This window comes from Flavobacterium sp. JAS (assembly GCF_020991455.1).
GTDB lineage: Bacteria > Bacteroidota > Bacteroidia > Flavobacteriales > Flavobacteriaceae > Flavobacterium.
Genome location: NZ_JAJMOX010000014.1, coordinates 109,593 through 131,997, shown reverse-complemented (window position 1 = coordinate 131,997; position 22,405 = coordinate 109,593). Strand labels below are relative to the sequence as shown.

Sequence of the window (22,405 nt, the reverse complement as noted above, 5' to 3'; positions counted from 1 at the left end):
TTAATTTAATTTAGATGCAAAAGTAAACTCATAACTTGGCAATACATCCGGATGAAAAATCTTGATATAATCTTTCAGCACTAAATCCGGGCGACTTGGTGCCAACTCATAATAAATGGTTCCACCTGTTGCTCCAAATTTACCTTCAAAACTATATACATTCTTAGATTTGTAAGCATCAAATTCAGTATAATGCGGATTACTTTTTCCAAATTCATCTAAGGTTTTAAATGAGCCCGAAGCAATCCAGAAATTCGCCGCTTTTGCCTTAACAAGTACTTTTTCGAAAGACAGACCTTCGCTTCCTGATCCTTTTAAATCAGCCCATAAATAATTTGCCTGAGCATCTTTCATAAATTGAGCTACCCAACTATTTCCCTTGGCAACGTACCAAACGTCCTCATACATAGAACCATACAAAACAGTTGAAGTTGATGGCTTATCTGCTACTAATTTCTTAGCCTGATCATAACTCAAAACAATTTTATCAAACAACTCTTTCGCTTTATCTTCCTTCCCAAACAAAGCTCCGTAAAGTTTAATCCATTCTGCTTTTCCTAGTGGAGATTGCTCCATCCAATCGGCTTGAATAAAAACATTTAGTCCGCTTTTTTTCAAATTCTCCAACATCGGATTGTTATTATCAACTCCAAAGGTTACAATAAGATCCGGTGATAGTTCTATTAATTGCTCGACGTTTAATTTTTCATTCTGACCAACATTCTTAACCGAACCTTTATCGATTAATACTCTTGTTTTTTCCGAAGAAATATAATCGGTATGTGGAAAACCAACCAATTTATTTTCGACTTCCAACATTTCAAGAAATGGAATATTAGTGGTCGAAGTCACCACAATTGACTCTAAAGGAACTTTGATTGTATTATATTTTTGCAAGCTATCAGGAACTTTTGCATCTTTCTCTTTTAAGACATAAGTAAACTTTGCATTCGCATTTGGCCAAGGTTCTAAAACTGTTACAACCGAGTAACCTTCGTGCTTTACGATAGAAAGTCCGGAAGCATATTCAATACTATTTTTTGCGATTTCGGGTTTAGTAATTTCCGTAGTTTCATTCTTTTTACATCCAACGAGAAGAAAAAAAGATAAAATAAAAATAAATTTAGGTAGTAAATGTCTCATATATAGGCTTTATTATTTTTTTAAGGAATTTGGCTTTATTTTTCTTTGTTATGGCATGTAATTTGAATCTTTGCATTTTCAAAATTTACATTTTCAATAGCGACAAAGGTAAGGCAATTTCTATTTTTTTTGTTTACCTTTATTCTTACAAAACCCAAATAACACCATCTTACCCGTATGAATACCACAAAAACAAAAGTTTGCTCGAGTTGTGATTCTCCTTTTAGTTGTGGAGATACATCAACCGAAAACAAGTGTTGGTGTAATGACTTCCCTCCTATTTTCAACCTCGCAGAAGGAGGAGATTGCCTTTGTCCAACATGCTTTAAAGAAGCTTGTGAAGACAAAATTGATGCGTATATAGAAACAATGACCCCTCAAAAAGCACTTAAAAATAAAGCAATATCTTTACCAAAACAAGAAAAACTAATCGAAGGAATTGACTATTATATCGAAAACGGAAATTACGTTTTTAAAGCCTGGTTTCACTTAAAAAGAGGAACCTGCTGCGGAAATGATTGTCGTCATTGCCCTTACTAAATAATTATGAATTATAAGTTTTGAATTATAAGTTACCCAATATGTAACTTGAAATTTTATTCAAAACTCATAACTTATAATTCAAAACTCATAATTCAAAAAAAATGATTTACTTAATTACCGGAGGAGAACGATCAGGAAAAAGCAGTTATGCTCAAAATTTAGCCTTACAACTTTCAGATTCTCCAATGTATGTGGCGACGGCCAGAAAATGGGATGCCGATTTCCAGAACAGAATAGACAGACATCAGCAGGAACGCGATGAGCGTTGGACAAATATTGAGAAAGAAAAACATTTAAGCGAAATTGATTTTAACGGAAAAGTTGCTTTAATTGATTGCGTAACATTATGGTTAACGAACTTTTTTATTGATCATAAAAATGATGTTGCCCTAAGTTTAGAAGAAGCTAAAAAAGAATTTCTTTCGATCGCCAGCCAGGAAAATGCAACTTTGATTATCGTAACCAACGAAATTGGAATGGGCGTTCATGCTGAAACTCATATTGGAAGAAAATTTACCGAATTGCAAGGCTGGATGAATCAGTTTCTTGCCTCAAATGCCGATGAGGTTGTGTTGATGGTTTCTGGAATTCCGGTCAAAATCAAGGGATCAAATTCCAAATTTTAAATTCCAAATTCCAAAGCGATACTTTACCTTTACTTAAATATTTAAATTCTAATAGAATTGGAATTTGGAATTTAAAAAATTGAAACTTAAATAACATGAGTTACTTAGATGATATATTAAAATCTCGCCGTGATACCCGACACTTTACAACTGATGAGGTTCCTGATGAAGTAATCGAGAAAGCCTTACAAGCTGGACATTGGGCACCATCTGTTGGACTGACGGATGCTACAAGATATTATATCATAAAATCTCCTGAGGTTAAAAATGCTGTAAAAAATCTGTTTTTAGATTATAATAAAAAAGCGGAGGAACTTACCGATAATCCGGAACAAAAAGAACATTATAAATCATTGAAATTAGAAGCAATAGAAGAAGCTCCAATTGGACTTATTATTGCTTACGACCGCGCCGTTTTAAATCAGTTTACGATTGGGACAGTTGGCAGTAATGAAGCTGTCAAATTTAGTTCGGTTTGTGCGGCACAGAATATTTGGCTATCACTTACAGAACAAGGTTATGGAATGGGTTGGGTTTCGATTTTGAATTATTATCAGTTTAAAAAGATTCTTGATTTACCCGAAAATATTGAACCTTTGGGCTATTTCTGTATCGGAAAACCCGCTACGAATTATGATAATCAGCCCATGTTACAACAATTGCATTGGAAACAAAAATCGGCAGTTCCGGATTGTACAGAAATTAAAAATATTACTGTGAATCCTGTTTTAGATTTTGAATTAAAATTTAAAGCTTCCGCTGAAAGTCAGAATGGTTTCAGTACACTTCTACAGGACAAGATAGATTCTAAAACCAAACCTATTGGCGCTTTGGGAACTCTGGAAACCTTAGCTTTTCAGATGGCAACGGTTTTTGAAACTTTAAACCCCAAAATAATAAATCCAAACATTGTTGTTTTTGCAGCTGATCACGGTATTGCCAATCATGGCGTGAGTGCTTATCCGCAAGATGTGACCCGGCAAATGGTTGGTAATTTCCTAGAAGGTGGTGCAGCGATAAATGTCTTTTGCAATCAAAATAATATTCAGCTATCGATTGTTGATGCCGGTGTCAATTATGATTTTCCCACAAATGCAAATCTAATTCATGCTAAAATAGCAAAAGGAACTCAGTCTTTCTTGCATATTCCGGCAATGAGTGAATCGGAATTGGAATTGTGCTTCGAAAAAGGAAAATCTATCGTTGAAGATATTGCTAAAACAGGTTCTAACTGCATTGGTTTTGGCGAAATGGGAATTGGAAATACATCGACAGCTTCGGTTTTAATGAGTCTTATAACCGGTTTTTCTATTGAAGAATGCGTAGGAAAAGGAACCGGTGTTGAAGACGAGAAACTTCGTCAGAAACATGATTTACTTAAAAAAGCGATTGAAAATTATTCCGGTCAAGCCGAATTAAAACAACAATTGGCTTATTTTGGAGGTTTTGAAATTATTCAAATGGCAAGCGGAATGTTAACTGCATTTGAGAACAAAATGCTCATTTTGGTAGACGGTTTTATTTGTAGCGTTGCATTTTTAATTGCTTCAAAGATGAATCCTGATATTCATAAAAATGCCGTTTTCTGTCATTGTTCTGCCGAAAAAGCGCATCAAAAATTATTAAATTATTTAGAAGCAAAACCAATTTTAAACCTAGATTTGCGTTTGGGTGAAGGAACTGGCTGTGCTGTTGCTTTCCCGATTTTAAAATCTGCCGAGGCTTTTTTAAATGAAATGGCTAGTTTTGAAAGTGCTGGGGTTAGTAGGAAGTAAACTTTCTATATTTGTCATCAGAAAGACAATGTTTTTCACCAATGTGTCATTTCGACGAAGGAGAAATCCTCGCAAGTAGCTCCATTCCTAAAAGCCAATCTTTGTCGAGTTTCTTGCGAGGATTTCTCCTTCGTCGAAATGACAAAACTAACTAGAATATTTTCTTAAAATATAAAAAAAGATCTCTTTAAATGAAAAAAGAACTACATATTTTCTTTACCTGTTTAATGTTTTACACCAGAATTCCATGTCCGAAAAACATTAAACACGATCCTGATTATTTGAATAAAGCAACACGATATTTCCCTTTCATTGGTTGGATTGTTGGCAGCATTTCTTTTTTAGCATTTTATCTTTTTTCACTTTTTCTTTCAACAGAAAGCGCTGTAATCTTAGCTATTATCGCTTCTATATTGACAACCGGAGCTTTTCACGAAGATGGATTCGCTGATGTTTGTGATGGTTTTGGCGGAGGCTGGACCAAAGAAAAAATCCTGATGATTATGAAAGACAGCGCCATTGGTGCTTATGGAGCAATTGGTTTGGTTTTACTTTTTTTACTGAAATTCAAATTGCTTTCAGAATCTATTTCGCTTTTCGCAAATGAAAACTCTTATCTTCTTATTTTTCTTTTATTTATTTCTGCTCATGCTTTAAGTCGTTTAGCAGCTATTTCAATCATTTTCACACATGAATATTCTCGTGATGATGCTTCGAGCAAAAGTAAACCTATTGCTAAAAAACATACTTGGAAAGAAATTTTAGGATCGTTTTTCTTCGGATTAATTCCGTTATTCATTTTCTCTTATTTCCAATATAAATTTCTTTTGGCACTTATTCCTGTTTTTATAATGCGTTATTTTTTGGCACGTTATTTCCAAAAATGGATTGGTGGTTATACCGGAGATTGCCTTGGTGCAACGCAACAAGTTTGTGAAGTGGTTTATTATTTAAGTATTCTTTTGATATGGAAATTTATCTAGTTAGACACACTGAGACTGTTTGCGAAAAAGGTATCTGTTACGGACAATCTGATGTAAATCTGGTTGAACCTTTTGATTTAATTTTTGAAAATATTCTTTCGCAATTGCCCGCAGAAGCAATTATTTTTTCAAGCCCTTTAAAGCGCTGTGTAATTTTAGCAGAATACATCAAGAAGAATATTAAAACCATTTCGTTTGAAAAAGAAGAACGATTAATGGAAATGAATTTTGGTGATTGGGAAATGAAAACCTGGAATGATATCTCACCGGAAGAACTCAATCCGTGGATGGAAGATTTTGTCAACATTAAGGTTTCAAACGGAGAATCTTTTGTTGAATTACATAAAAGAGTTGCCGATTTTTTATCCAATCTAACTTCAAAAAAAATAGCAGATCCTATTGTTATCATAGCCCATGCCGGGGTTATAAGAAGTCTCTTATGTCATCATACTTCATTACCTCTCAAGGATGCTTTTAACAACAAAGTAGACTTTGGTCAGGTCATTAAAATAAAATTCTAAATCTACCATCAGTACACAAATCTAGAAACAATACTAATTTGTTTCACCTGTTCGACTTTCAGTCTCGGGTAACAAATTGGTATAAATTCGTGGCAATTCGTGAAATTCGTGTTCAAATAGATTTGTAAGATTTATATCTGAAAAGTAGGCTCTAAACCTCGTTTTGTTTAGATTTTTCTCGAAAAGCTAAAACAAATTTGAAAATTCAATAATTTTAACTTTATCTTTGCACGAAATTTAAGGTTGTATTTTTATTAAAAAAACACATTAAAAGGGAATCAAGTATAAATCTTGAGCTGTACCCGCAACTGTAAGCTTAATCCTGAACAGGATGCTTGTTGTTACTACAAAACCACTGCTCGCCCCGGCGAATGGGAAGGTAAACAACAAGACGCGAGCCAGGAGACCTGCCTTTGTAACGAATATCGAGCTCTCGGGAAAAAGAGTGTAGAAATTATGACTTTAAAAAAACGTTTTGCTTTTTGTTTTCTTTTATTGTGCCAAATTATTTCGGCGCAGAACGACTCTATTACTAAACTGAAAGAAGTTCTGGTATCTGATGCAAATCTTAAAAAATACTCCAATTCACAGTCGGTTTTAAAACTCAATGATTCGGTTATTAATAAAAATGAGGCTTTATTAACTGATCTTTTAAACTTCAATTCAACAATTTACTTCAAAGAATACGGACGTGGAATGCTCTCAACGGTATCTTTTAGAGGAACTACTTCATCTCAAACGGCCGTAATCTGGAACGGAATCAATATTAATTCTCAAATGAACGGAAGCACTGATTTTAATACAATTTCAGGTTCTGATTATAATTCTATAAGCGTAAAAGCTGGCGGAGGAAGTGTTATTTATGGAAGTGGTGCCGTTGGAGGAACTGTACACTTAAACAACGATTTGGCATTTTATAATCGATTTGAGACTAATTTAAAACTTGATTATGGAAGTTTCAATACTATCGGAATCAACTATAAAACCAACATTTCGAACGAAAAATGGAGTGCACAAATTGGCTTTTCTAAAAACAGTTCGACAAATGATTATAAGTATATAAATAAGTATAACTGGAAAGGCGAACAACGCTGGAACCAAAACGGTCAATACGATGTTATAACAATGAGCGCGAATGTTGGTTATAAATTCGACGCTAAAAACAGTTTAAAATTATACAGTCAGACTTCAAATACGGATCGAAATACTTCTTTAATTTCAGAATCAGAAACCAAATCCAAGTACATAAATGGTTTCAATAGAAACTTATTAGAGTATGATGGTGATTTTGGCAAGTTTACGACCAATTTCAAAACGGCCTATATCTTCGAAAACTATCAGTATTTTCCTGACAATTCAAACAATAACTATACTTACGGAAAAACGGAAAGCCTGATTACCAAAGTTGATTTAGGCTACAAGATTTTCAAATCGACACAAATAAATGGAGTTCTGGATTACAACAGAACAAAAGGTTACGGAAGTGGTTTTGGAAATCATGTTAGAGAAATTAGTTCTGCTGCTATTTTGGTAAAACAAGATCTTTCGTCAGATTGGAAAAATGAATTCGGAATCCGAAAAGAGTTTACAGACAATTATGAATCTCCGCTTTTATTTTCTTTAGGATCCTCGTATCAATTTGGCAAATTGTACAATTTGAAATTGAATTTATCCCGAAATTTCAGAATTCCAACCTTTAATGATTTGTATTGGGAACAAGGTGGAAATCCGGATTTAAAGCCTGAAAGTTCGTATCAGGCAGAAATAGGAAACGTTTTTACCTTCAAAAATATCTCATTGACTCAAACCGTTTATTACATGAAAATAAAGGATTTGCTACAATGGGTTCCTGGCAGTAATGGTATCTGGTCACCAAAAAATACTGACAACGTAAACAGCTACGGAACAGAAACTTTATTGGGCTGGAAAAAACAATACGGTAAAAATTACTTTGCAGCGAATGCAACTTACGCTTATACGGTTTCTAAAGACGATGCAACAAAAAAACAACTCTTTTTTGTGCCTTTTAATAAAGTAACAGGGGCAGTTTCTTATTCAAGAAATAGAATTTCTGCTTATTATCAGTTTTTGTACAATGGCTTTGTTTATACAAGAGCCGACAATGATCCAAAAGAAATTATAAATGATTATACCGTTTCAAACATCGGGATTGATTATGATTTTAAATTCTTAAAAACCTTCAAACTTGGCATTCAGGTGCTGAATCTCTTTAATGAGGAGTATGAAAGTTTAGAAGACAGACCTATGCCGGGTCGCAATTTTAATATGTATTTAACCTTAAATTTTTAATATGATGAAGTTTAGTAAATTATTTTTAATAGCGCTTAGCGTTTCGTTATTCGTTTCTTGTTCGAACGATGACAACGACAACGAACCAAAAGGTGTTTATGATAATGGTTTTTTTGTCCTGAATGAAGGAAGTGCCGGACAAGGTTCTGTTTCTTTTTCTAGTGACGATTTTAGTACTTTTACCAAAGATGTTTATACTGCAGTTAACGGAACTGATTTACTTGGAAAATATGCCCAAAACATCTTTTTTGATGGCGACAGAGCTTATATTATTGCTGGTGGTTCAAATGTTATCAATGTAGTTAACAGATATACTTTTAAACTAATTGCAAAGGTAGATACTGGACTTAAAAACCCAAGATACGGTGTTGTAAAAGACGGAAAAGCTTATGTAACAAATGCAAATACGTATTCATACGAAAATGCAGCAACGGGAAATACAGATGATTATGTTGCTGTAATTAACTTGGCAACTAACACTTTTGAATCAAAAATAGATTTAAATTCCACTGCTAACAGAGTCGTATTGAAAGACGGAAAACTTTATATCACTGATTCTTATAACGATAAATTATTAGTTGTTGATATCGCTACGAAAAAACTGGATGCTCCTGTACAAATTGGCCTGAATGCTGATTCTATTGAAGAAGAAAATGGAGTTTTATACATTTTAAAAGGAGGTTTTGGAAATTCAAGCGAAATTGTAAAAGTGAAAATTGCTGATAAAACTACTTCTAAAATCACTTTCCCAACAGCTTTAGACGGAGCAGGATTTATGGACATCTTTGATAGCAAAATTTATTATACAGTTGGTGGTGCAGTTTATGCAATAAGCACTACTGCAACAGCAGCTTCAACAACTGCAATTGTAACTACTTCTGTTGGATATTTATATGGATTTGCAGTTAATAATAATCATATTTATATTGCTGATAGTGGAGATTTTAAAGCAGACAGTAAAGCTTATATCTACAGCTTAAGCGGAACTTTACAAAAAGAATTAAACGTTGGTGTTGGACCAAATGGTTTTTACTTTAACGATTAATTTTAGAATTTGTTTTTGGACTTTAACCCAAAAAAGGCTTTCATTTCTGAAAGCCTTTTTTTTATTTTAATGATCTTAAAAGTCCTTCGGGAGCTTTTTCAAGATACATTTGATTCTTAATTCCGTTCATAGCTTTAGAATCTGTAAACGCTTGTAATGCTTTTTCATCACTTTGTACTCTTTTCGCAGTCGAACCAGTAATATTTGAAATTGCAATACTTAACAATGGTTCCGATGGATCTCCTAAAACTCCCATATTACCAATAAGTTCTTTTTGCTCATAATTTGGTTTTAAACCATCAGTATATTCTCCAAAATCTACAGCATTTACAATTTTCAAAACCAAAGGCTGCATTGCATATTTATGATTTGGATTTCTATTTGTTTTTCCAAAAGTTGGTGAGTCATATACTGTAATCGAACCTACGTTTTTACCAACAGTCGTCTCGCCTATTTGAACTACAGAAATATAAGGTACCAAACCATTTATAACTAATTCACTTGCAGATGCTGTCCCACCAGTAGTAATAATATAGATTTTGCTCAAATTCAAGCTATTAATCGCTGCTCCATCCATTTTATCTACAAACCTGTCATTCAGAGATTCTGCATCTTCACTTTCATAAAAAGCATTTACTTTTGCATTCCATTTTATCTTTGCAAAAATTTTATCCGTAAACTGCCCTGTAAGCATACTTGCCAAACGAGTTGCTGTTTGTATAGAACCTCCTCCATTATATCTTAAATCCAAAACAAAATCAGTTACACCCTGCGCTTTTAAATCAGCGAAAGCAGCATTAAGTTGTGCATCATAATTGCCATAAAACCCGTTATACATTAAATATCCAATTTTATGACTTCCTGAAGTAATCACTTTATTAATAAAAATAGGATTTTCATCTAAAGTTGTTTTTACTAAAGAAACAGTGTTACCATTTGAAGTAAAGGTAGCACCATCATAAGTGGCAAGATTAAGTGTGTAGCTATCAGTACCTAAAAGTGATTGATAGTTTGAAACTGTCAATTGGGTTCCGTTAATACCTGTAAAAAGATCACCACGTTTCATACCTTTTGCTGCCGCATCAGAATTTGGAATAACATAACGAACAAACCCCACAAGTTCTGTTGTGCTTCCTGGCTTATAACTCAATCTAAAATCCATACCGTTATCCTTCGAAGTCCCCTGAAGTTCTTGCTCCAAAACAGTATAATCATCAACAATCCAGCTAAAACGATCAATTGCCTGACCTTTTGGGAATTTACTAATTGGTTTATTCAATAAATCCTGAAATAAACTTTCAGGACTAGAATATCCTCTTAAAAATGAATTTAAAGCTTCTTGACTACCAAAGTGATCATCGGCTAAATTAGGCACATCTGCCTGCCATAAATAATACTGATTTAATCCTTTCCAGATAAAATTATTGATCTGCAAATCAGCAGGAGCAGCTACATCATCTTGATCTTCGCAAGATTGTAAAGAAAATGCAAGCAGAAATAATAGTAATAGGCTCTTTAAAATTGTTTTCATGTAGTGATATCTATGTAGTAGTAACGTAAAAATAGTATCTTTAGTTTTAACTATAATAAGTTTATTTCATTTTTTTGATAAAAAAATTTAAATTGGGTTGTAACAAAAATAATAGTGCCTCGTCTTGACTATATAAGCTAACGAGTAATCTTTGGATTTATAAAATGAAAAGACCTTAAAATAGTCCAAAATCATTGATAGAAACAGATAAATTACAAAACGACCAAAAACCAAAAAAAACAACCATTTATGAACCAGATTGTGTTTATAGAATTAGTAAATCCTTTTAAAGACAAAGTTTTTCGTCTGGCAAAACGATTACTCACCAGTACCGAAGAAGCTGAAGATGCTACTCAGGAAGTAATGGTAAAATTATGGAATAAAAAAGACAATTTGGATGCTTACAATAATATAGAAGCTGTCGCAATGACAATGACCAAAAATTATTGTCTGGATCAATTAAAATCAAAAAGAGCAGGGAATCTTAAAATAGTACATAATAATTTTACAGATCGCGAACCTCAATTAGATAAAAAATTAGAAGATTCTGATAGTCTTGAGTGGGTAGAAAAAATTATAAATCAGTTGCCCGAACAACTTCAAATATTAATTCAGCTTCGTGATGTTGAGCAATATGAATTTGATGAAATTGCGAAAATTGTCAACATGAATGAAACAGCTATTCGGGTAGCACTTTCGAGAGCGAGAAAAAAAATACGAGAATCAATGGTTAATACACACAGTTATGGAATTAGATAAAATAGAAAATATATTAGAAAAATACTTTCAGGGAGAAACTTCTATTGCTGAAGAAAAAGAATTAAAAGAATACTTTTCTTCGTCGAATGTTGCGCAGCATTTGGAGCAGTATAAACCAATGTTTGGTTATTTCTCTCAGGTAAAAGAACAAAAATCGACGCAAGAGATTCCACTACAAACTAAAAAACAAAATGTGGCGTGGTTATCAATTGCTGCTTCGGCTGTTCTCTTACTAGGAATTGGAACCTTTTATTTTGTGAGCCAAAAAACTACACCTCCGGTTGTAGCGCAATCAGAATTAGGAACCTATGACAATCCTGAAGAAGCACTTGCAGCAACGCAAAAAGCTTTGGCACTATTGTCAAACAATGTTAATGTAGGTATTGAAAGTGTAGGTTACATTAAAGAATACGAGCAATCAAAAAACAAAATTTTTAAACAATAATTAAAATTCAATCAAAAATGAAAAATTTCATCATAACACTAGTTTTCGCATTCGTTACACAAGCTTTTTATGCACAAGGCGCTTTTGACAAATTTGATGGTCAGGACGATGTAACATCTGTAATTGTAAACAAAAAAATGTTTGATTTAATGAGTAAAGTAAAAACTGATGGTTCTGATAAAGAAACTCAGCAATACATTAATCTGATCAAAAAATTAGACTACTTAAAAGTATTTACAACTAAGAATCCAAAAATTGAAGCCGACATGAAAGCTTCTGCTGATAAATATGTTAAATCTGCTGGTTTAGAAGAATTAATGCGAGTAAACGATGGTGGAAGAAACGTAAGAATTTCTGTAAAATCTGGAGCAACAGATTCACAAGTAAAAGAATTACTAATGTTTATTGACGGTGCTAAAGGTGACGAAACTGTTTTATTGTCATTAACAGGTAATTTTGATATCAACGAAATCTCAGTTCTAACGGATAAAATGCAGCTTCCAGGTGGTTCTGATCTAAAAAAAGCCTCAAAAGGTAAAAAATAATATGAAAATCAGCGTCTTTACCTCAGCCCTTTTAGTATTACTAACCTTAGTAAGTTGTAATTCTGAACCTTCATTACAAAAGTATTTTGTTGAAAATACCGATAACAAAGATTTTATTGCGCTTGATATTTCGCCTAATATCCTCAATGTTGATAAGGCAAAATTATCTTCAGACCAAAATGAAGCTTTGAATTCGTTTGACAAAATGAATATCCTGGCTTTCAAAGCCAATGACAAAAATCAGGCTCAATTTGAAACAGAAAGAGCTAAAGTTAAAACAATTCTAAAAGATCCTAAATATCAAAAATTAATGACATTTGGTTCTGGTAAAGACGGTGCATCTATAAGCTATGTTGGCACAGATGATAATATTGAAGAGTTTGTAGTTTTTGCCAACAGAAAAGAAAATGGTTTTGCAGTGGTTCGTGTTTTAGGAAAAAATATGAATCCGAATAACATTATGACTTTAATGTCTGTTTTACAACAATCAAAAATAGACATGGAACAATTGAAGCCTTTGCAGCAATTGATTAACAATAAGTAATTCATCTTACTTTAGATTCAAAAAAAGCTCCAATTATGGAGCTTTTTTTATTTAACAATTTACAAGATTATACTTAATAATATTTATCGCGATTTATTATAATCAGAATCTAATTTAATTATATTTGTTACTTAACCAAAACAAGATTATTAAATTAAATATGGTACAAAAAACATCGAATGCCTTTATAGCGGCATCTTGGGTAGCTCTTGGAGCTGGAACAGTAGGTTTTATTGTTGGACTTGCAAGAGCCGAAATGTTATTAAACGAAAAAGGATATTATTTTACAGTTTTAATGTTTGGCCTTTTTGCTGTGGTTTCATTACAAAAAAGTGTCAGAGACCGACTTGAAAATCTTCCGGTAACTGATATTTATTATGGAATTTGCTGGTTTGGAACACTGTTATCAATTGTACTGTTGACTGTTGGACTTTGGAACGCTACTATTTTACCAAGCGAAAAAGGTTTTTATGCATTTGCCTTTTTACTAGCTCTATTTGGCGCTATTTCAGTACAAAAAAACACAAGAGATAATATGTCGTTCTCTTCAAATGAGTAACATTCAATAAATTGACAGTATAAATTTATACATTACAAAAAAGCTCCATTTTCATGGAGCTTTTTTCATTAATACTTTTCAGTTTTTTCCTGATTAATAATTGATATTTTTTTTTAAAATACGTCTTTTTTCCCTGCTTAAATTAACCTAATTTCACCTACATTTACTTCTAATTTGAACCTTAATTTCAACCGATGAAAACACCAAAATTCTTATTACTTCTTTTAATTATTATTTTAAGCAGCTGCTCAAGCGACAATAGCAGCGAAGACAATCCGAAAGACCTTACTGCACCAACTTCAAAATTTGCAATGACTGCAAAAGTCGATGAGACTGTATGGGAAGTAAACAATCCATATAACTCAAATTATGCTACTAAGCCATTATTTGATTATTATCCTGCTACCGACTATATTCAAATAGTAGGTCGAAGAAATGTAATAGATGAAATTAGACTTTACATTAAAAGAAGCGATCTTAAAGTTGGTACTTATCCTATAACATCAACTACTTTTGATGCTTCAAAAACACAAATTGAAGTTTCTCTTAATAGCAAAGGAAAATCTCAATATGTAGTAGAAGGCAGTTTGTCTATTACTTCAGTTGACTTAACCGCCAAAACAGTAACAGGAACTTTTTCTTTTAATTGTGTAGACGATTACTCAAAACCGGTAAGCGCTTCTAATCCCGTTACAACAAAAGTTACAGCAGGTACTTTTAATTACAAATATGATTTTGCTTATTAGAAACCAACAATACTAAACAAAAAAGCTCCATTTTCATGGAGCTTTTTTTATTTATTGCTTTTTGCCTTTTCATATCGCATTTTTAACCCTTCTAAATATGGCGCTTTTTGTTCTTCTGCTAATGCTATTGATTTCTCGAAGTTTGTCAAAGCTAGATTTTTCTTGTCATTGAGTTCAAGAATATCACCATAAGCTAAATAAGTCATTGGAGATTTAGAATATAAAGCAGTATTACTTTTAAATATAGACTCTGCGATAATAGGATTTTTTTTGATGTTTTGAGAACCGAAGAAATTAATCTCACCTTCGCTAAATAAATTCAAATCCTTCCCTTTGGTAAAAATCTGGAGTATTTGTTGGTCTATTTTTGCAATATCACTTTCTGAATAGGATTGAGTTGGTTTATCAAGAATCCCTTCTAATTCAGCATATAATTTTTTTGATTCGGATGCTTTCTTATTTCTATATATTTCTGCAGCCTGACTCGCTAATTCAACAGTTTTAGAATAGGCCATTTCAGCTGAAGTTTTAATTTCCGGGATAACACCAATTCCCTCCCAATTTGTTTTTGTTATCGGATTTGTACCTGTTCCTGTCGGAATAAAAATTTCTAAATCTGAATTTACCTTGAAAACATCCCCCGGATTTGCAGCTCCTCCTGTGGTTTCTCCAACTAATGTTGCTCTTTTTTGGGTTTGCATATTATAACTAAATTCCTCAGCTCCTGAAAAAGCTTTTGGGCCAGTAATTATAAATAAAGGAACATCAATCATTTTCTTTCCATTTATTTCATGAGTAATAACTTCCTCCTTTCGATTTCCCTGTCTAAAATAAAGCGTGTTAATCAATAAATTACTCTCCAAAAAATAACTGCATAAGTAATTTACTGTTTTAGGATTACCGCCGCCATTATCCTGTAAATCAATAATTACAGCATCTGTATTAGCTAAAAGACTCATATAAGCATCAATCGTATTATTCGTTTCCGCAAGAAAAAAATCGATGTTTAGATAACCAATATTTCCATCAATTATTTTAACCTCTTTAAAACCGTTGGCTTGTTTACGAGTATCTGTATAATTTTTTAAATAAATCTGATAGTCATTATTTGAGACTTCCTGTTCTTTTACAGGAACAAAAGCTGGCCAAACACCCAAATGTTTATCATTATTAACAATCCTAATTTCTTTAGTTAAGCCAATCGCGAATGAATCAAGCAATTCATATTTCTTAAATTTCCCTTCCTTTAAACTTTTGTTTAAGTAACTACTTATCAACTCTGCCTGATCTGGAAAAACATAATTCTCTTTTAACAATAAATCAATTCTACTGATTGTTTCTTTTTTGAACTTTTCATTTATTTTTTTTTGTCCAAAGACATCAACTTTAAAAACAATAATAAACAATAAGAGATAGACAGAAAATGATTTCATATTTTTCCTTTAGAATTAGTTACAATAAAAATTACGGAGTTAGGTAGGTCCTTATCAAATATAGGTAAATATTTCATTATCAAATACAACTTAAAAAAAGCCATAAAAAAAGCTCCATTTTCATGGAGCTTTTTTATATCAGGATTTGAGATTATTTACTCAAATACATTTTTCTTCTTGAGTACAATTCGTAGAATTGATCGTCTTTTAAGTCATCAATGAATAAGATACTTTCTCCAGTTGATTTCATTTCAGGCCCTAATGCTTTGTTTACATTGTGGAATTTACTGAAAGAGAAAACCGGTTGTTTGATCGCGTATCCTTTTAATTGCGGATTAAAATCAAAGTCAGTTACTTTATTATGACCTAACATTACTTTTGTAGCATAGTTTACATAAGGTTCTCCGTATGCTTTTGCAATAAACGGTACCGTTCTCGAAGCTCTAGGATTCGCCTCGATAATATAAACCGTATCATCTTTAATCGCAAACTGAATGTTGATTAAACCTACTGTTTTAAGAGCTCTTGCAATTTTATAAGTATGATCTTTTATCTGTTGCATTACGAATTCTCCTAAGTTAAAAGGAGGCAAAGTTGCGTTACTATCTCCAGAGTGAACTCCGCAAGGTTCGATGTGTTCCATAATTCCGATGATATAAACATTACCATCAGCATCACAAATTGCATCAGCCTCAGCTTCGATTGCTCCGGCTAAGTAGTGATCTAAAAGCAATTTATTTCCTGGAATCGTTTTCAATAAGTTGATAACGTGCTCTTCAAGTTCTTTCTTGTTGATTACGATTTTCATTCCCTGACCTCCTAATACATAAGAAGGACGAATCAATAATGGGAAGTCAAGAGTATCTGCAAGAGCAGAAGCTTCGTCAGCCGTTTCAGCGATCCCAAATTGTGGGAAAGGAATATGTAATTCTCTCAATAAATCTGAGAAACGTCCTCTGTCTTCAGCTAAATCAAGTGCATCAAAACTAGTTCCGATGATTTTTACTCCGTATTTAGATAATTTTTCAGCTAATTTCAAAGCTGTTTGTCCACCTAACTGTACAATAACACCTTCTGGTTTTTCATGCTGAATGATGTCATAAATATGTTCCCAGAAAACTGGCTCGAAGTATAATTTATCAGCTGTATCAAAATCTGTAGAAACCGTTTCAGGATTACAGTTAATCATGATTGTTTCGTAACCACATTCTTTAGCAGCCAAAACTCCGTGCACACAAGAATAATCAAACTCAATTCCTTGTCCAATTCTGTTTGGTCCTGAACCAAGAACGATAATTTTCTTTTTCTCAGTCACAATGCTTTCGTTATCTACATAACGCTCGCCGTTTGCTTTTTCGATTTCAGCCTCAAAAGTTGAGTAATAATAAGGTGTTTTTGCTTTAAACTCCGCAGCACAAGTATCAACCAGTTTAAACACACGGTTAATATTTTTGTCCATACGCAAAGTATGTACTTCACTTTCCAGACAATTCATCATGTGAGCGATTTGTCTGTCAGCAAAACCTTTTTGTTTCGCTTCAAGTAAAAGTTCTTTAGGAAGATTATCGATTTTATAGTTCGAAATTTCTTTCTCAAGAGTATAAAGCTCTTCGTATTGTTTTAAGAACCACATGTCTATTTTTGTGATTTCATGAATACGGCTCAACGGAATTCCCATTGCGATTGCATCATAAATTACAAAAACACGATCCCAACTTGCAAAAGTTAGTTTCTCGATAATTTGTTCGTAGTTTTTATATCCTTTCCCGTCAGCTCCTAACCCATTTCTTTTAATTTCTAAAGATTGAGTTGCTTTATGTAACGCTTCCTGGAACGAACGTCCAATTCCCATTACCTCACCAACAGATTTCATCTGAAGACCTAAAGTTCTGTCAGCACCTTCGAATTTATCAAAGTTCCAACGTGGTATTTTTACGATTACATAATCTAAAGTTGGTTCAAAAAGAGCCGAAGTAGATTTTGTAATTTGATTTTGCAATTCATCTAAGTTGTATCCTAAAGCCAGTTTAGAAGCAATTTTAGCAATTGGATAACCTGTTGCTTTTGATGCTAAAGCAGATGAACGAGACACACGAGGATTAATCTCGATTGCTACGATATCTTCTTTTTCGTCTGGCGAAACTGCGAATTGTACGTTACAACCTCCAGCAAAATTTCCGATACTTCTCATCATTAAGATGGCATAGTCACGTAATTTTTGGAATGTTGTATCAGATAATGTCATTGCCGGCGCAACCGTGATCGAATCTCCCGTATGAATTCCCATTGGGTCCATATTTTCGATCGAACAAATGATTACAACATTATCATTTTTATCTCTTAAAAGTTCTAACTCATATTCTTTCCATCCCATCAAAGCTTTGTCAATCAAAACTTCATGTATTGGCGAAGCTTCAAGACCGCGAGTTAAAAGCTCATCAAAATCTTCTTTTTTATAAACAATTGCAGCTCCCGTTCCTCCAAGTGTAAACGAAGGACGAATTACAAGTGGAAAACCAAATTCCTGAGCAATTTCTTTTCCTTCTAAATATGAAGTAGCAGTTTTTGCAGGCGCAGTTGGTACATTAATTCTTTCTAAAAGTTGTTTAAACTGCTCTCTGTCTTCTGTAATATTAATCGCGTTTACGTCAACTCCAATTAATTTTACTCCAAAATCCTGCCAGATTCCTTTTTCTTCAGCTTCCAAACACAAGTTCAAAGCCGTTTGTCCACCCATTGTAGGCAAAACAGCGTCAATTTGTGGATGTTCTTTCAGAATTTCAATAATCGATTTTGTAGTTAAAGGTTTCAAGTATACATGATCGGCCATTGTTGGGTCAGTCATAATAGTCGCTGGATTTGAGTTTATCAAGATAACTTCAATTCCTTCTTCACGAATCGAACGTGCAGATTGAGATCCTGCATAATCGAATTCGCAAGCTTGTCCAATAACAATAGGACCTGATCCTATTATTAAAACTGATTTTATTGATGTGTCTTTAGGCATTTTATTTGTATTGTGTAGTTATATAAAGTACTTTAAAAAACATTCGTAGTGTATTCTAAACTAGAATGTTGCATCTTTTTTTACCGACAAGGTATAAAAAAAGGCGATACTAAAAAAGTAATCGCCTTATGTATGTTTATACAAACATTATTTTTTGTGTCTAGGCTCGCTAGAAACAGTTAATTTATGTCTTCCTTTAGCTCTTCTACGCGCCAGAACTTTTCTTCCATTCGCAGAAGCCATTCTGTCCATAAATCCGTGCTTATTTCTTCTTTTTCTTTTCGATGGTTGAAATGTTCTTTTGCTCATTGCTTTGTATCTTTAAAATGGTGTCTATTATCTGTTTTTCTGTTTTGGATATCGTTATTCCAAAACCGAGTGCAAATATACAAAGACTTTTTTTTCTGGCAAGTACTTTAATAAAAATATTTTTAATTCATTTTACTATATTTGCAATCACAAATATACATCTATTATGTTTCACAAAAATATTAAACTTATTTTGGCCGGATTTCTTGTAGTTGCTGGCGTTTGGCAATTTACAGAAAGTAATATCGGGAATGGAATTTTCCTTTTATTACTGACTGCAATTCCAATATTTCTTTACTTTAAAAACGAATTTATCCTTTTAGCTTTCCTTAAATTAAGAAAACAAGACTTCGAAGGTGCTAAAAAATGGCTGGCATATATCAAAAACCCGGAAGCTGCTTTAGTTAGAAAACAACAAGGATATTTTAATTACCTACACGGAATCATGTTATCTCAGACAAATATCAACCAAGCCGAGAAACATTTCAAGAAAGCAATAGAACTTGGACTATCAATGGATATGGACTTAGCAGTTGCAAAATTAAACCTTGCCGGAGTTGCAATGTCACGCAGAAGAAAACTTGAAGCGACTAATTTATTAAACGAAGCTAAAAAATTAGACAAACAAGGAATGCTGAAAGAGCAAATCACAATGATGAAAGAACAAATGAAGAAAATCTAAACTTCTTTAAATTACAATATTTAAAATCCCAAATTCCAATTAATGGTGTTTGGGATTTTTTTTGCATACAGTTTGTGATTTCTCCCTTCGCTCGAAATGACAAGATTGCGTTTATTACTTTGTGTATAAACCTTTGTCAAAGTTCAAAACTTTGACAAAGGTCTTAACCAATAAACAATTGGAATTTGGAATTTAAAAAATTGGAATTTATTCTTCTAAAATAATAGAAGGCAAATTCTCATTCAGCCATTTGTATTTATTCAGAATCATAATATGAGTTCCACCTTTTACTACGATGCAACTATTAATATACTTTATAGGAAAAACATCGTCCTGATCTCCATGAATATGAACGACATTTGAATCAACCTGATCACGATCCCATAAAATAACAGATTCTACTGCCCATTGCAAATAATTGAGATCGCGGACAGCCAGAAACTTCTCATATAATTTAATACGCTTATTTATTTTCTCGCCAAAAGAATACTTAGCAAGATTTTCGATATTCAAAATTAACTTCATCGGAATCAGCTTGTAGGCTTTTGTAGTTTTCCCGATTTTCATTCTTCTTGGGAATTCGGTATTACTTCTAACACTCGAAATAATTATTACTTTTCGGGTTTGAATATGTTTTGCAATTTCCTGAACCAAGATTCCTCCAAACGAAACTCCAATCAAAACCGGATTTTCGTGTTTGATATTTTTAGATATTCGCAGTGCATAATCAGACAAAGATTCTTTTGGCTGCGGAATTTCCCATTCCAGCAAACACATCTCAAAAACAGATTCGTCTAATTTGATTCTTTCAAAAATAGCCGGACTAGCCGCCAGACCAGGCATAAAATAAACAGGAATTTTACTCATTTGACAGAAAAAGAATTATGGTTACAGATTTTAATTTCAAGCTAAAATTACTTTTTTTAGTAATATACTCTACAAATCCCACACCACAATTATGCTTTAAATCAAATAAAATTTCAACCGCACATAAGTTAAGACTACATTACGGCTGCAAAAAATAATTTTATATTGAAAATCAAATGATTACCTTTGTAGTTATTATGACCATTATTTAAAAATCTTCCATAGATTATTTATATAATGTTATCACCGTTCTTTTTCTATTATTTTTTAATCCAATCCCCCCAAAACATGACTAATATGGAACCTATTGAAACTATGGAAATCAAAGACAACACTTTTGCAAGACAATTTGAGACCATAGTCCCCGAAGGATTACTTTCTGTTGAATATTCTTTTCAGGAAAAGAAAATTTTCCTAACCAAAATCAACAGTCCCGAAGGTTTTGACAATCAAACTACAGTTGATACTTTACTTAAAAACATCATGGAAATTGTCGTTGAAAAGAAATTTAAATTAATGCCTATTCATCCTAGAATTGTATTATTTATCAAAAAAAATCCCGAGTATAAAGAATTACTCCCTCCTGGAATTAGAATTTAAAAATCACCAATTAATCGGAGCCACAATCCTCCTATTACCATATAGATAAAGAGCATAACCAATCCGGTTATCAATCCTTTGACCCACCAGCTTTTTAGGTCGACATAACCACTTCCGAAGAAAACTGGTGCAGGCCCGTGTCCATAATGCGTTAAAGTTCCATAAAGCGAACCAACGAAACCAAGCATAAAAGCCAGAAGTAATCCCGGAATTCCAAGTGAAACACCAACTCCCAATAAAGCTGCATACATTGCCGCCACGTGAGCCGTTGCACTTGCAAAAAGATAATGACTAAAAAAGTACACCAAAATAATAATCGGGAAAGCCATTTGCCAACTTAATCCACCAATCTGAGCTTTTACCAAACCGCTAAACCAACTAATAAATCCTAATTCGTTTAGCGAACTTGCCATCATTACTAAAACCGAGAACCAGACAATAGTATCCCATGCCCCTTTTTCAGATTTTACATCATCCCAAGTTAATACTGAAGTCAAAAGCAAAATAACCAAACCAATAAACGCTGTAGTAGTTGCATCAATAGAAAACAAATCGCCTGTCATCCAAAGAAACAACAAGATAAAGAAAGTCAACAACATCATCCATTCGTCACGTGTTATTGGTCCCATTTCTTTCAGTTTCTGAGCTGCAATCTGAGGAGCATCGCCTGTTTTCTTCAATTCTGGCGGATAGATTTTATACAATACAAAAGGAATCACAAAAAACGCCACCAACCCCGGAACTATAGCTGCTGTTGCCCACGAAATCCAGGTAATTTTTATCCCTAAATTAAGTGCAAATTTTTGACACATTGGATTACTCGCTGTTCCGGTCAAAAACATAGACGAAGCAATTAAATTGGCATTATAACTGCTTAAAGTAAGATATGAACCTAATTTGCGATGTGTTTCCGGCTGATCCGGCATTGAACCAAAACTCATTGACATCGACTTCATAATCGGATAAATGATCCCTCCTCCTCTAGCCGTATTACTTGGCACGGCAGGAGCCAAAACTAAATCGGCCAATCCTAAGCCATAAGCTAGTCCAAGCGAGCTTTTACCAAATATTCGAATAAACAAGAAAGCAATTCTATTTCCCAAACCTGTTTTAATAAAACCTCTTGCTATAAAAAACGAAATCCCAATAAGCCAGATTACTTTATCTCCAAAACCTTTTAAAGCTAATGTTATTGATTTTCCAGCTTCACCAGGTGCCAAAACTTGTGAGAATGCAGTAAGTGCAATTGCAATCATACACATGGTTCCCATTGGTGCCGCTTTCAAAATAATTCCTAAAATTGTTGCCACAAAAATGGCAAACAAATGCCAAGCTTCAATTACTACACCATCTGGCGCAGGAATAAACCAAATTGCTATTCCAACAACAAGTGTAATCAGAGTTTGAGGAATTTTTACTTCTTTCATAACAA

Annotated in this window: 22 protein-coding genes and 1 riboswitch; of the genes, 15 read left to right on the top strand and 7 right to left on the bottom strand. The window is 33.3% G+C overall.

The features are described from left to right. Positions 1–1,143 carry an ABC transporter substrate-binding protein gene (locus LPB88_RS20570; RefSeq protein ID WP_230717542.1) on the bottom strand — a complete coding sequence of 381 codons (1,143 nt, stop codon included), beginning with the start codon at positions 1,141–1,143 and terminating at the stop codon, positions 1–3. Between the two features lie 177 nt (positions 1,144–1,320). Here LPB88_RS20570 and LPB88_RS20565 point away from each other — a divergent pair, with 177 nt between their 5' ends. From LPB88_RS20565 to LPB88_RS20535, 7 genes are all read left to right on the top strand, one after another. Beyond that, positions 1,321–1,683: a DUF5522 domain-containing protein gene (locus LPB88_RS20565; RefSeq protein WP_230717541.1), complete on the top strand. Its 363-nt coding sequence runs from the start codon at positions 1,321–1,323 to the stop codon at positions 1,681–1,683. Between the two features lie 104 nt (positions 1,684–1,787). After that, a complete protein-coding gene (gene cobU / locus LPB88_RS20560; RefSeq protein WP_230717540.1) occupies positions 1,788–2,312 on the top strand; it encodes a bifunctional adenosylcobinamide kinase/adenosylcobinamide-phosphate guanylyltransferase in 525 nt (174 codons plus the stop codon). 95 nt (positions 2,313–2,407) lie between these two features. Next, complete coding sequence (cobT, locus tag LPB88_RS20555) at positions 2,408–4,087, top strand: nicotinate-nucleotide--dimethylbenzimidazole phosphoribosyltransferase (RefSeq protein WP_230717539.1); 1,680 nt, start codon at positions 2,408–2,410, stop codon at positions 4,085–4,087. Positions 4,088–4,278: 191 nt separating this feature from the next. Beyond that, positions 4,279–5,070 (top strand): adenosylcobinamide-GDP ribazoletransferase, encoded by a 792-nt coding sequence (locus LPB88_RS20550; protein ID WP_230717538.1) that lies wholly within the window; start codon positions 4,279–4,281, stop codon positions 5,068–5,070. Then, positions 5,055–5,591: an alpha-ribazole phosphatase gene (cobC, locus tag LPB88_RS20545; RefSeq protein WP_230717537.1), complete on the top strand. Its 537-nt coding sequence runs from the start codon at positions 5,055–5,057 to the stop codon at positions 5,589–5,591. Before LPB88_RS20550 ends, cobC begins: the two co-directional genes overlap by 16 nt. A 223-nt stretch (positions 5,592–5,814) precedes the next feature. Next, positions 5,815–6,021: riboswitch (cobalamin riboswitch) on the top strand. Positions 6,022–6,047: 26 nt separating this feature from the next. Further along, a complete protein-coding gene (locus tag LPB88_RS20540) occupies positions 6,048–7,901 on the top strand; it encodes a TonB-dependent siderophore receptor (RefSeq protein WP_230717536.1) in 1,854 nt (617 codons plus the stop codon). 1 nt (position 7,902) lies between these two features. Further along, on the top strand, positions 7,903–8,946 hold the full coding sequence (locus LPB88_RS20535; protein ID WP_230717535.1) for a YncE family protein: 1,044 nt from the start codon (positions 7,903–7,905) through the stop codon (positions 8,944–8,946). A gap of 61 nt (positions 8,947–9,007) precedes the next feature. Here the strand turns inward: LPB88_RS20535 and LPB88_RS20530 are convergent, their stop codons facing one another. Then, positions 9,008–10,477: a S41 family peptidase gene (locus LPB88_RS20530; RefSeq protein ID WP_230717534.1), complete on the bottom strand. Its 1,470-nt coding sequence runs from the start codon at positions 10,475–10,477 to the stop codon at positions 9,008–9,010. A 249-nt stretch (positions 10,478–10,726) separates the two neighbouring features. Here LPB88_RS20530 and LPB88_RS20525 point away from each other — a divergent pair, with 249 nt between their 5' ends. The 6 genes from LPB88_RS20525 (at position 10,727) to LPB88_RS20500 (ending at position 14,075) form a co-directional block, all read left to right on the top strand. After that, on the top strand, positions 10,727–11,236 hold the full coding sequence (locus LPB88_RS20525) for an RNA polymerase sigma factor (RefSeq protein WP_230717533.1): 510 nt from the start codon (positions 10,727–10,729) through the stop codon (positions 11,234–11,236). Then, complete coding sequence (locus LPB88_RS20520; protein ID WP_230717532.1) at positions 11,223–11,681, top strand: hypothetical protein; 459 nt, start codon at positions 11,223–11,225, stop codon at positions 11,679–11,681. Before LPB88_RS20525 ends, LPB88_RS20520 begins: the two co-directional genes overlap by 14 nt. Before the next feature lie 17 nt (positions 11,682–11,698). Then, complete coding sequence (locus LPB88_RS20515; protein ID WP_230717531.1) at positions 11,699–12,226, top strand: DUF4252 domain-containing protein; 528 nt, start codon at positions 11,699–11,701, stop codon at positions 12,224–12,226. A gap of 1 nt (position 12,227) precedes the next feature. Continuing rightward, positions 12,228–12,770, top strand: a complete 543-nt coding sequence (locus tag LPB88_RS20510; RefSeq protein WP_230717530.1) for a DUF4252 domain-containing protein — start codon at positions 12,228–12,230, stop codon at positions 12,768–12,770. Between the two features lie 160 nt (positions 12,771–12,930). Beyond that, positions 12,931–13,329, top strand: coding sequence for an inner membrane protein YiaA (yiaA, locus tag LPB88_RS20505; RefSeq protein WP_230717529.1), 399 nt, complete (start codon positions 12,931–12,933; stop codon positions 13,327–13,329). Between the two features lie 194 nt (positions 13,330–13,523). Further along, the gene (locus LPB88_RS20500; protein WP_230717528.1) at positions 13,524–14,075 is read left to right on the top strand and encodes a DUF6252 family protein; all 552 of its coding nucleotides are present in this window, start codon (positions 13,524–13,526) and stop codon (positions 14,073–14,075) included. A 47-nt stretch (positions 14,076–14,122) separates the two neighbouring features. Here the strand turns inward: LPB88_RS20500 and LPB88_RS20495 are convergent, their stop codons facing one another. From LPB88_RS20495 to rpmH, 3 genes are all read right to left on the bottom strand, one after another. After that, positions 14,123–15,508 carry a S41 family peptidase gene (locus LPB88_RS20495; protein ID WP_230717527.1) on the bottom strand — a complete coding sequence of 462 codons (1,386 nt, stop codon included), beginning with the start codon at positions 15,506–15,508 and terminating at the stop codon, positions 14,123–14,125. 151 nt (positions 15,509–15,659) lie between these two features. Further along, on the bottom strand, positions 15,660–18,515 hold the full coding sequence (gene carB, locus LPB88_RS20490; protein WP_089352933.1) for a carbamoyl-phosphate synthase large subunit: 2,856 nt from the start codon (positions 18,513–18,515) through the stop codon (positions 15,660–15,662). 147 nt (positions 18,516–18,662) lie between these two features. Further along, positions 18,663–18,824 (bottom strand): 50S ribosomal protein L34, encoded by a 162-nt coding sequence (gene rpmH / locus LPB88_RS20485; RefSeq protein ID WP_008464848.1) that lies wholly within the window; start codon positions 18,822–18,824, stop codon positions 18,663–18,665. Positions 18,825–18,990: 166 nt separating this feature from the next. Here rpmH and LPB88_RS20480 point away from each other — a divergent pair, with 166 nt between their 5' ends. After that, positions 18,991–19,506: a DUF2892 domain-containing protein gene (locus LPB88_RS20480; protein WP_230717526.1), complete on the top strand. Its 516-nt coding sequence runs from the start codon at positions 18,991–18,993 to the stop codon at positions 19,504–19,506. A gap of 207 nt (positions 19,507–19,713) precedes the next feature. Here LPB88_RS20480 and LPB88_RS20475 read toward each other — a convergent pair whose 3' ends face one another. Then, positions 19,714–20,373: an alpha/beta hydrolase gene (locus LPB88_RS20475; RefSeq protein WP_230717525.1), complete on the bottom strand. Its 660-nt coding sequence runs from the start codon at positions 20,371–20,373 to the stop codon at positions 19,714–19,716. A 288-nt stretch (positions 20,374–20,661) separates the two neighbouring features. On the opposite strand from LPB88_RS20475, the gene LPB88_RS20470 reads away from it, so the two are divergent. After that, entirely contained in the window at positions 20,662–20,973 is a 312-nt protein-coding gene (locus LPB88_RS20470) for a GNAT family N-acetyltransferase (protein ID WP_230717524.1), read from the top strand. On the opposite strand, the gene LPB88_RS20465 is transcribed toward LPB88_RS20470, so the two are convergent. Continuing rightward, positions 20,970–22,400: an anion permease gene (locus LPB88_RS20465; RefSeq protein WP_230717523.1), complete on the bottom strand. Its 1,431-nt coding sequence runs from the start codon at positions 22,398–22,400 to the stop codon at positions 20,970–20,972. The genes LPB88_RS20470 and LPB88_RS20465 overlap by 4 nt on opposite strands. Positions 22,401–22,405: the final 5 nt, after the last annotated feature.